The sequence below is a fragment of the Aeromonas sp. s9 genome, assembly GCF_040907765.1.
Taxonomy (GTDB): domain Bacteria; phylum Pseudomonadota; class Gammaproteobacteria; order Enterobacterales; family Aeromonadaceae; genus Aeromonas; species Aeromonas caviae.
The window spans coordinates 1-9,945 of record NZ_JBFOCK010000098.1 but is presented as its reverse complement, the minus strand read 5'-3'; the positions used below and the strand labels follow the sequence as shown (position 1 = coordinate 9,945).

Here is a 9,945-nt window from a genome sequence, read left to right as displayed (position 1 = left end):
GTAATGCCAGTCAGTTAAGCCTGACTGGCATTGTTTTTACTAGGTTTTCTCGTCGCATACTTCTGTGGTTTGGCTTTGATGCACCTTGGGTAACTTCGTTCTCGGCGGGCGGGTAACTTGAACTGCTCTGCCTGTTTGTCCAACTCAGCGACACGCCCTGGAACCATGCCCGGTGACACAAACGGCAGGCAACTGAGTTCATGCAGCAGATACACCGATGCCATGTGAAAGCTCAACTGGCTGGCCGTATAGCCCTTTAAGCTCGCCGCCATCCTAACCATCTGATATCTCAGTAGGTTATAGGCCAATACCAAGCCCCATAGCTCCTGCCTTACTCCATCGGGTTTCTTGCTGCGCAGCGTCAGCCGGTGCTGTTGCAGGCTATGTTTCATCTCCCGATAGCCCAGCTCGATTTCCCAGCGATTCTGGTATAGCTCCATCAACTCGCTGGCCGGGAAGCGCAGCGGGTCGGTGAGCGAGGTCAGCACCTGCCGCTCCTTGCCGTTTACCGTCCGGGTCAGCAGCCGGGCTTCGAACTGCTCCGGCAACTCGCTCCACTTCTTCTTGGCCTGCGGACTGGCTCTGAGGCGTACCAGCACATCCTGCCGCCCCAGCTTGCGGATGACCTCGTATTGAGCCCCCTTTTTCAGCGGAATAAGCCAGTGACGCGCTACGCCCTGGCGTTGCCAGGCATGGAGTAACCCCAGTGAGTAGAAGCCCTTATCGAACAGGGTCAGGCTATTATCGGGTGTTTTTTCAATCAGTTGCTCTGCCAACACCATCTCGTTTACCGCACAGGAGTCCATCACTGTCTGGGTCAGCAGATGACTGGTCAGCTCCATCTGACACAACATGCGGACCTGGGGATATTGCGTCTCCCCCTGGACGGTTTTCGACTTGGCAAAGGCGCCGGCATTGTCCGGAGTATCGGGCGTGCGCCAGACCACCCCGTCCACGGCCAGCAGCTGCAAGCCGGCCCAGGTGGGGTGCTGACACAGCTGATGCCAGAGTGTGGCGGTCTGCTGGAACACCTGTCGAACGGCTTGGTCAGCCAGTTTTTGGCGCGCCTGGATGAAGGCGCTGGGGACGACAAACGGCCGGTCGCCGGGTAACAGGATATCGAGCTGGTTGGCCAGCTGGGCCATAGGGACATGACGAAACAAGGACATCCCGATAATGGCCCATAGCACCCGCTCCATGGGCATGCGCCGTCGGCGCAAGGAGACGGAGCCCGTCTCGGCCAAGCAAGCCTGCACCAGTTCAGGTGACAGCAGGTCAGACAGGGACTCAAACTTTCCGGGAGGACAGGCGTGAATGAAGTCGAGAGCTTGGTCGATACGCATAAAAAAATCCGAAACCCAACAAGGAGTTTCGGATTCTTACACAGCCTGAGGATCGGTCAATGGATTCTTAACTGATCGGCATTACGCCTCTGGCGCCTTTTTTCATGTCGCCAAGCCTGCCTCAGGCCACCGGCGTGAAGCGGCTCACCACCTGTCCCTGATGTTCAATCCACTCCATGAACATGGCGACGGGGCGGGCATAGACCTGACCATCCTGTTCGGATTGATAGATCACCAGCTGCTCCTGGGTTTCGGTGTGCAAGGCCAGGGCCAGAACCTGGTAATAGCCCCCCTTGAAATGGCGGTAGCGACCGGTGGCGGGTGCCTGCATGAGTGAACCTCGAGAGCGGAAAGATGAGCCCCCGTGCCTGCGTGCTCCCCTGGCAGACCGACGGGTCGGGGCTTTTTTACCCCAGCCAATCGTGCCAGATGGGGGAGATATTTCAATACACTCATGTTGCTTTATGAATCTGCCCCTCATCTTTCACTGATCTACCAAAGAGAGGCAAACGATCATGCTGAATTTAACATTTCAACAACCCTGTTTCAGGGGTAAATATCAGGGATTTATTCCATAAATTAGATTGTTCTAGCATTCAATTCTGTGAAGAATAGGGGCAGAGAAATTTGATACTAAAAACAGCTTTTCTGCCAACGCGCCCCACGGGGAAGGAATCACGCTCACCATGTTCACTATCGACAAGTCGCACAAGCTCGACGATGTCTGCTATGACATCCGCGGCCCGGTGCACAAAGAAGCTCGCCGTCTCGAAGACGAAGGTCACCGCATCATCAAGCTCAACATCGGCAATCCGGCCCCGTTTGGCTTCGAAGCACCGGAGGAGATCATCAAGGATGTGATCCTCAATATGCCCCAGAGCCAGGGCTACTGCGACTCCAAGGGGCTGTTCTCGGCCCGCAAGGCGGTGATGCAGTACTACCAGCAAAAAGGGATGCGCAAGGTCGACATCGACGACATCTACATCGGCAACGGTGCGAGCGAGCTCATCGTGATGGCGATGCAGGCGCTGCTCAACAACGGCGACGAGATGCTGGTGCCCTCCCCCGACTACCCGCTCTGGACCGCGGCCGTCACCCTCTCCGGCGGCCATGCGGTGCACTACCGCTGTGACGAAGGGGCTGACTGGTATCCGGATCTCGACGACATCCGCGCCCGCATCACCCCGCGCACCCGCGGCCTGGTGCTGATCAACCCCAACAACCCGACCGGCGCCGTCTACGGCAGCGAATTTTTGCTTGAAGTGATCGAGATCGCCCGTCAGCACAACCTCATCATCTTCGCCGACGAAATTTACGACAAGATCCTCTACGACGACATCTCCCACACCAGCGTCTGCACCCTGTGCGACGACGTCATGGTGGTGACCTTCAACGGCCTCTCCAAGGCCTACCGCGCCTGCGGCTTCCGCCAGGGCTGGATGGTCATCACCGGTCCCAAGGGTCGTGCCAAGGGCTACATCGAGGGACTGGAGATGCTGGCCTCCATGCGGCTGTGTGCCAACGTGCCCATGCAGCACGCCATCCAGACCGCCCTTGGGGGCTACCAGAGCATCAACGAACTGATCCTGCCGGGGGGTCGCCTGCGTCGCCAGCGGGACAAGGCCTGGGAGCTTTTGAACGAGATCCCCGGGGTCTCCTGCGTCAAACCCAAGGGGGCGCTCTACATGTTCCCGCGCCTCGACCCCAAGGTGTATGACATCCGCGATGACCAGAAGATGGTGTTCGACCTGCTGCAGCAGGAGAAGCTCCTGCTGGTGCAAGGCACCGGCTTCAACTGGCCGGCACCGGATCACTTCCGCCTGGTGTTCCTGCCCCGGGAAGAGGAGCTGGAAGAGGCTATCGGTCGCCTCGCCCGCTTCCTCAAGGGCTACAAGCAGTAAGCAAGACTCATGAAAAAGGCTCCCGCGGGAGCCTTTTTGTTGTCTGTCGTTTTCTATCCGCGCCATCAGCCGTGGAGCAGGGCCCCGGCCACCAGCACCACCATGGTGATCAGAGCCACCCCGATGATGAAGGGCAGCACCCAGCGCACGAAGCGATCGTAGGGGATCCTGGCGAGCGCCAGCCCCGCCACCAGGTGGGCGGCGGTGGGGGCAAACAGGTTGATCCAGCCGGAGGCGGACTGATAGGCGGTGATCACCAGATCCCGGGAGATGCCGGAGAAGTCCGCCAGCGGTCCCATCAGCGGCATGGAGACGGTCGCGAGCCCCGAGGTGGAGGGAATGAAGAAGCTCAGGATGATGTGCACCAGATAGGCCATCAGGATGAAGACCGACGACGACAGTCCGCTCACCAGCCCCTCGGCCCAATGCAGTATGGTGTCGATGATGACGCCGTGCTCCATCACCACATAGATGCCGCGCGCCACCGCCACCACCAGGGCCACCCCGATGAGATCCCGCGCCCCGTTCAGGAAGGTCGCCACGTAGTTGGACTCCGGCATCCGGTTGATGAGGGCAATCAGGATGGAGGCGCTGAAGAAGAGGGTGGAGAGCTCGTCGAACCACCAGCCCAGGGTGGGCAACAGATCAATGCCCAGATCCGACCAGGGCACCACCGCATAGATCATCAGCAGGAAGGTGCCGAAGAAGACCAGCATGGTGAGCTTCTGCTTGCCGCTGAAGGCGAGGTTGCCGCTCTTCATCTGGGAGAACTCGTCGTCATAAACGATATCGGCCAGCACGGAGCGGGACTTGTCCTGCTGCACCTGCCTGGCGTAGCGCATCACGAACCAGGAGGCGAAGATCACCAGCAGCAGCCACTGGATGACCCGTAGCCCTATCCCCTCACCGATGGGGATACCCGCGAAACCAGAGGCGATGCCGGTGGCAAACGGATTGACGGTGGAGGCGAGCACCCCGACCCCGGAGCCGAGCAGGATGATCCCGGCCGCCACCATGCGATCGAAGCCCGCCGCCATCATCACCGGCACGATGAGTGCCCAGAAGGCCACCGTCTCCTCCGCCATGCCGAAGGTGGAGCCACCCAGGGCGAACAGGGCGATCAGCACCGGGATGAGCAGCCGCTCGCGCCCGGCGAAGGTACGCACTATGGCCCCGACCCCGGCATCCAGCGCCCCGCTCTGCATGGTCACCGCCAGAAAGCCGCCGATGATGAGTACGAACAGTGCCACGTCCGCCGCCTTGTGAAAGCCCTGGATGGGCGCCTTGAGCACATCGAATACCCCCTGGGGTTGGGAGGGGAGCTCGTTGTAACTGCCGGGTACCGGCAGCAGTCGCTCGTCACCGCTGTAGTCGGCCACGGCCGCTGCAGCCACCGGCTGCTGGGTCTTGGCCGTCACATAGTGGTATTTGCCCGCCGGCAGCACCCAGGTGAGGGCCGCCATCAGGGCGATGATGATGAAAAGCAGGGTATAAACCGTGGGGAGCTGGCGCTTCTTGGGCGCCTCATGGGATGTGGTCATGGCTTTCGTACCTCGGCGGTGCCGTCTGTGATCCGGACAGCGCAAGCCTAGCGGGTTTGTTCGGGGAAAAAGGTGATCGCGGATAATAAACCTGAGGCAACAGGTTGAGTCTGCTGCAAAAAAACAGGGCCCCGCAGGGCCCTGTCTGTGCTGACGACCGACTTACAGCTCGACCACGTCGAATTGCACGTCCGGATTCACGTCCGCATCGTAGTCCACCTCGTCCAGGCCGAAACCGAACAGGCGCAGGAACTCCTGCTTGTAGCCGGTGTAGTCAGTCAGCTCGGAGAGGTTCTCGGTGGTGATGGAGGGCCAGAGATCACGGCAGGTCTGCTGCACGTCTTCACGCAGCTCCCAGTCATCCATGCGGATGCGGGCCTGCTCGTCCAGCGCCATGTCGGCGCCGTACAGGCGGGTGCGCATCATGCGGTCCACCTGCTCCATGCAGCCCTCGTGAATGCCCTTCTCCTTCATGATCTTGAAGGCCATGGAGATGTAGAGCGGCATCACGGGAATGGCAGAGGAGGCCTGGGTCACCACGGATTTGAGCACGGCCACGTGGGCGGTCCCCCCCTTGGCAGCCAGATCGCCACGGATGGCGGTGGCGGCGCGGTCCAGATCTTCCTTGGCACGCCCCAGGGTACCATGCCAGTAGATGGGCCAGGTCAGGTCGGTACCGATGTAGGAGTAGGCCACGGACTTGGCGCCGTCAGCCAGCACACCCGCATCGCGCAGAGCCGCCATCCACAGTTCCCAGTCCTGGCCGCCCATGACGGTGATGGTGCTTTGGATCTCTTCCTCATTCGCCGGCTCGACGGTGGCGGTGATGATCTGATCCTTGTTGGTGTCGATGGCGGTGGAGGTGTAGACCTCGCCGATGGGTTTGAGGGCGGAGCGCACCACTTCGCCGGTGTCCGGCAGCTTGCGCACCGGAGAGGCCAGAGAGTAGACCACCAGATCGATTTGACCCAGATCCTGCTTGATGAGCTCGATCACCTTGGCACGGCACTCGTGGGAGAAGGCATCGCCATTGATGCTCTTGGCGTAGAGGCCGGCCTCTTTGGCGGCCTTGTCGAAGGCGGCGGAGTTGTACCAGCCGGCGGAGCCCGTCTTGGTCTCGGAGCTCGGCTTTTCGAAGAAGACACCGATGGTGGCAGCTCCGCTGCCGAAGGCTGCGGCAATGCGGGAGGCCAGACCATAGCCGGTGGAAGCGCCGATCACCAGCACCTTCTTGGGGCCATTCTCGATGGCGCCCTTGGCTTGGGTGTAAGCGATCTGGCGACGAACATTGGCTTCACAACCGACCGGGTGGGTGGTGGTGCAGATAAAGCCGCGAACCTTGGGTTTGATGATCATGTGTTGTCTCTTATCCGTTTGATGGATGAAATCGGGGCATAAGATACCTCATTGCGGCCCGTTATGGTGCTCTGATGTGTTGAACTGCGGGGAAACAGGAAGGGATCCGTCGCTTTATGCCGCCATGGCACACCCATTGCGCAGGAGATCTCCCCGCCATGGACCAGAGAGAGGCGACGTGAGGACCGGAATGTCACACCCTGAACGAGGCCGTTGTCTGACCTTGCGCCATGTACTAGTGTGCAAGGAAGAGTATTCAAGGAGGAGTCTATGTCACGCATGCTGGTCATCTCTCTCACCTGCCTGGGGCTTGCCACCGTCCCCGTTGTCCAGGCGGCAGTCTATCAATGCGCCCGCGATGGGCAGATCACCTTCAGTGACATCCCCTGCAGCAGCGACGCCAAACCCATGGCACTCAATGTCTATACCCCCTCCCCCGAGGCGGTGGAGCAGGCGGCCAACCAGACCCGGGAGATAGAGCAGAGCCTGGCGAACGGCCAGAAACAACGCCAGGCCAAGGCGCTGCGCACCGAGATCGAGGCCAAAAAGCAGAAGATGAACAACGAGATGACCCAGATCACGGAGAACAAGGCAAGATCCCGCAATGTCTCGGCAGAGATGCAATCGGTCACTACCCGATATCAGAAAGAGATTGAGTCCCTGAACCAGAAACTCTCCACCTTGCAGGCAAAATAAACACTCCCTGTTTCGGGACAGAAAATATACCGAAGTGGCAATGTCGTCACGAGTTCACACATGCCGCACATCCAGAACATCACCCCCTTGGCCGTTTATTTCTCACACCAGAGGATCAGATAGCGGCTTTTTCCCGATCCCCGTAGCCACCTAATTTCACCGCGTTCCAGAAGACTCAACTTTATCCCCACCGAGATCCCTGACGTGCCACAGGGTTCATACGAGGGCGATATATAGGGGCATCGTGACAATTGTCAGTGCCAAAAGAGGCGCCTTCATGCCAATATTCCCTGGGGCCCAAAGCGGTCCACGAGATAAATAACCTTGGTACGAGACCCTACAATTAAGAAGCTATTTATCAACATTGAAAAATAAAAAGTTAATTTGAGTACGATGACGACTCATCAGGACGCAATGCTATTGTTAATTTACTCATATTTGGTCGTTATCCCATTCAAGGGTCTCATGGAGGAGCGCTGTCATGTTCTGGAATCAAAAAGCAAGCAAGGAAGCCTGTGAGTAAGCGGCAAGGGTGGTGGAACTGGGGGCATTTGAACAGGCTATCCAGTTGCAGGTCCCCTTCGTCCAGTTCACCCCGGCGGGAGTGGTCACCTTCGCCAACGCGCTGTTTCTCAAGATCGTGGGATTTGAACGTGACGAGGTGATCGGCAAGCATCACAGCACCCTCTGCTTCCCCGACGACGTCAATACCCGGGATTACGAGACCTTGTGGCAGGATCTGCGCCACGGCGTCTCCCGCAGCGGCCGCTTCATTCGCCAGTCGAAATCCGGCAAGGCCGTGTGGCTGGAGGCGACCTATTTCCCCATCGTGATCGACGGCAAGGTGGTGCGGATCGCCAAGGTCGCCTCCGACGTGACCCAGCAGCAATCCACCCTGGAGCGCACCCAGGCCCTGCTGGCAGCCCTGGACAAGTCCCTGGCGGTCATCGATTTCCAACCCGATGGCACCGTCATCACCGCCAACCAGAATTTCCTCAACTGCTTTGGTTACCGGCTGGAAGAGGTGGTCGGCAAGCATCATCGTCTCTTCTGTGACACCGAGTTCTACCAGAACAACCCCCATTTCTGGCAGGATCTCGGCTCGGGTGACATCAAGTCCGGGCTTTTCATGCGTCTGGGTCACCGGGGGGAGAAGATATGGCTGGAGGCCACCTACAACCCCATCTTCAACCACGAGGGCAAGGTGGTCAAAATCATCAAGCTGGCGAGCGACATCACCGAGCGGGTGGAGAAATCCATCTCCACCCGGGAAGCGGCCCAGAAGGCGTGTGCCATCGCCAGCGAAACCGTCGCGAGCGCCGCCAGGGGGCGGGAGGTCATCGACAGGGTGCTCGACACCTCCTCTCACATCAATACCTCGGTCAATGCGGTCAGCAAACAGATAGAGCAGCTCAACCAGCAATCCAGGAGCATCGAATCCATCATCTCCACCATCAGCGGCATCGCGGATCAGACCAATCTGCTGGCCCTCAACGCGGCCATCGAGGCGGCCCGCGCCGGGGAACAGGGACGGGGATTCGCGGTCGTGGCCGACGAGGTGAGGCAACTGGCGGCGCGCACTTCCAGCTCCACCAGCGAGATCGTCACCGTCATCAAGCACAACTCGGAGATCACCTCCCAGATCACCCAGACCGTCTCCGTCGTCTCCGACAAGGCGGTGGCAGGTCAGGAGCAGGCCACCATCATCGCCGACGTCATCAAGGAGATCATCGAGGACGCCAACTCGGTGTCGGACACCGTCAAGAGCCTCTCCATCTGAGCGACAGCTGCCAATGACAACGGGGGGCCCAGGCCCCCCGTTGTCATTGCTGTCCGCCCACCCGAAACCCGCTCAGCCATCCCCCAGGAGATAGTGTCTGGCTTCCTCGTCCGCCAGCGCGAGGGCGATGTCCCATAGCGCGGCGATGCAGAGCCCCTCCTCCCCCACAGCTTCCTCTTCCAGCGCCTCCAGGGCTCTGGCATCGGCCAGGGTAAAGGGGGGATGGCTCAACAGGCTTTTGGCCGCGGCCAGCAAGTGCATGTCGCTCATCGGTCGGCTCCTTCTTAGACAGCGTGTTTCCCTGCCCAGACTGTAGCCCAATGACGGCGACTCATCCCCCGGTGGCGACTGCCTGCGCACGCTTCCTGCCGGACGGCAGTTGGCCCACCCCGATGCCGGCCAGCACGGCGGCACAGGCCACCCATTGCAGGGCAGTGAGCGTCTCTCCCAGCAGCAGATAGGCGAGCAGCAGGGTAAAGACCGGTATGAGGTTCACATAGGCAGCCGCCAGGGTCACCTTCACCTGGGTCACCGACCAGTTGTAGAGCAGGTAGGCACCAAGTGTCACGAAGGCGCCGAGGAAGAGGATGACCCCCATGTCCTGCCAGGCCCAGCTCGCGGGCCAGGGCGCACTGAAGGCAAAGGGCGCGAAGAAGAGCATGCCGACGAAGGCCTGCAACGCTGTCAGTGTCATCACGCCGTAGCGGCTGGAGAGCTTCTTGAATACCACGGAATAGGTGGCGGCGCAGAGCATGGCGCCCATCTCCAGGCTGTTGCCGAGCAGGGCGTTGGGGGCGAACTCGTCTGCGCCCTCCCCCAACCCCAGCAGGGCGATGCCAACGATGGCGATGGCAAAGCCCAGCAGCTGGCGGCGACTCACCCGCTCTCCAAGCAGCACGAAGGCCACCAGAGCCACCATCAGGGGAAGCAGGGCACAGACCATACCGGCCTGGCCGGCACTGGTGTAACGCAGGGCGTTGACTTCAAGAAGAAAGTAGAGGCAGGGCTCAAGCGCCCCCATCAGGGCCAACCAGCGCCAATCCCCCTTCTGGTAAGTGACGCGGCCAAGCTGGCGGTAGCAGAGCAGCCAGCAACAGGACGCCACCCCCATCCGCATGAAGAGCACCTGACCGAAGGACCAGATTTCCAGCACATGTTTGAGGGCGATGAAGGAGCTGGACCAGAGCAGCATGGCCAGGGTCAGCGTCAGGACGGGTAAAGGGCGCACAATGCCTCCATCTTAAATGCGAAAGGGGACTCCCTCCGACGTAGGTGGGAGGGGAATTTCGCCGGGGCGTCAGCCCCGCTGGTTTTGAATGTATTGCTTG

At 60.0% G+C, this 9,945-nt stretch carries 9 protein-coding genes and 1 pseudogene; 4 read left to right on the top strand and 6 right to left on the bottom strand.

Annotation, left to right across the window (positions count from 1 at the left end; translation table 11 throughout):
• Positions 1–14 precede the first annotated feature (14 nt).
• Positions 15–1,343, bottom strand: a complete 1,329-nt coding sequence (locus AB5Y54_RS18825; protein WP_010676218.1) for an IS4 family transposase — start codon at positions 1,341–1,343, stop codon at positions 15–17.
• 121 nt (positions 1,344–1,464) lie between these two features.
• Entirely contained in the window at positions 1,465–1,674 is a 210-nt protein-coding gene (locus AB5Y54_RS18820; RefSeq protein ID WP_010674028.1) for a DUF1653 domain-containing protein, read from the bottom strand.
• A gap of 355 nt (positions 1,675–2,029) precedes the next feature.
• Here AB5Y54_RS18820 and AB5Y54_RS18815 point away from each other — a divergent pair, with 355 nt between their 5' ends.
• Complete coding sequence (locus AB5Y54_RS18815; protein WP_005302243.1) at positions 2,030–3,244, top strand: pyridoxal phosphate-dependent aminotransferase; 1,215 nt, start codon at positions 2,030–2,032, stop codon at positions 3,242–3,244.
• A 65-nt stretch (positions 3,245–3,309) separates the two neighbouring features.
• Here the strand turns inward: AB5Y54_RS18815 and AB5Y54_RS18810 are convergent, their stop codons facing one another.
• The gene (locus AB5Y54_RS18810) at positions 3,310–4,785 is read right to left on the bottom strand and encodes a YfcC family protein (protein ID WP_368154174.1); all 1,476 of its coding nucleotides are present in this window, start codon (positions 4,783–4,785) and stop codon (positions 3,310–3,312) included.
• A 162-nt stretch (positions 4,786–4,947) separates the two neighbouring features.
• Positions 4,948–6,141 (bottom strand): enoyl-ACP reductase FabV, encoded by a 1,194-nt coding sequence (gene fabV / locus AB5Y54_RS18805; RefSeq protein WP_041212832.1) that lies wholly within the window; start codon positions 6,139–6,141, stop codon positions 4,948–4,950.
• Between the two features lie 270 nt (positions 6,142–6,411).
• Between fabV and AB5Y54_RS18800 the strand changes: the two genes are divergently transcribed.
• The 3 genes and pseudogenes from AB5Y54_RS18800 (at position 6,412) to AB5Y54_RS18790 (ending at position 8,617) form a co-directional block, all read left to right on the top strand.
• Positions 6,412–6,837 carry a DUF4124 domain-containing protein gene (locus tag AB5Y54_RS18800; protein ID WP_368154173.1) on the top strand — a complete coding sequence of 142 codons (426 nt, stop codon included), beginning with the start codon at positions 6,412–6,414 and terminating at the stop codon, positions 6,835–6,837.
• 532 nt (positions 6,838–7,369) lie between these two features.
• Positions 7,370–8,077 (top strand): annotated as a pseudogene (locus AB5Y54_RS18795) (PAS domain-containing protein); the annotation flags it as partial.
• A 6-nt stretch (positions 8,078–8,083) separates the two neighbouring features.
• Positions 8,084–8,617 carry a methyl-accepting chemotaxis protein gene (locus AB5Y54_RS18790; protein ID WP_257978395.1) on the top strand — a complete coding sequence of 178 codons (534 nt, stop codon included), beginning with the start codon at positions 8,084–8,086 and terminating at the stop codon, positions 8,615–8,617.
• Between the two features lie 72 nt (positions 8,618–8,689).
• Here the strand turns inward: AB5Y54_RS18790 and AB5Y54_RS18785 are convergent, their stop codons facing one another.
• Complete coding sequence (locus AB5Y54_RS18785; protein ID WP_039038678.1) at positions 8,690–8,887, bottom strand: hypothetical protein; 198 nt, start codon at positions 8,885–8,887, stop codon at positions 8,690–8,692.
• A gap of 61 nt (positions 8,888–8,948) precedes the next feature.
• On the bottom strand, positions 8,949–9,845 hold the full coding sequence (locus AB5Y54_RS18780; RefSeq protein ID WP_041212829.1) for a DMT family transporter: 897 nt from the start codon (positions 9,843–9,845) through the stop codon (positions 8,949–8,951).
• Between the last annotated feature and the right edge of the window lie 100 nt (positions 9,846–9,945).

What these genes read in the sequence shown, in the direction of transcription:
- fabV (WP_041212832.1), bottom strand. Translation starts at nt 6,141, where the DNA reads ATGATCATCAAACCCAAGGTTCGCGGCTTTATCTGCACCACCACCCAC.
- AB5Y54_RS18815 (WP_005302243.1), top strand. Translation starts at nt 2,030, where the DNA reads ATGTTCACTATCGACAAGTCGCACAAGCTCGACGATGTCTGCTATGAC.
- AB5Y54_RS18820 (WP_010674028.1), bottom strand. Translation starts at nt 1,674, where the DNA reads ATGCAGGCACCCGCCACCGGTCGCTACCGCCATTTCAAGGGGGGCTAT.
- AB5Y54_RS18800 (WP_368154173.1), top strand. Translation starts at nt 6,412, where the DNA reads ATGTCACGCATGCTGGTCATCTCTCTCACCTGCCTGGGGCTTGCCACC.
- AB5Y54_RS18825 (WP_010676218.1), bottom strand. Translation starts at nt 1,343, where the DNA reads ATGCGTATCGACCAAGCTCTCGACTTCATTCACGCCTGTCCTCCCGGA.
- AB5Y54_RS18785 (WP_039038678.1), bottom strand. Translation starts at nt 8,887, where the DNA reads ATGAGCGACATGCACTTGCTGGCCGCGGCCAAAAGCCTGTTGAGCCAT.
- AB5Y54_RS18810 (WP_368154174.1), bottom strand. Translation starts at nt 4,785, where the DNA reads ATGACCACATCCCATGAGGCGCCCAAGAAGCGCCAGCTCCCCACGGTT.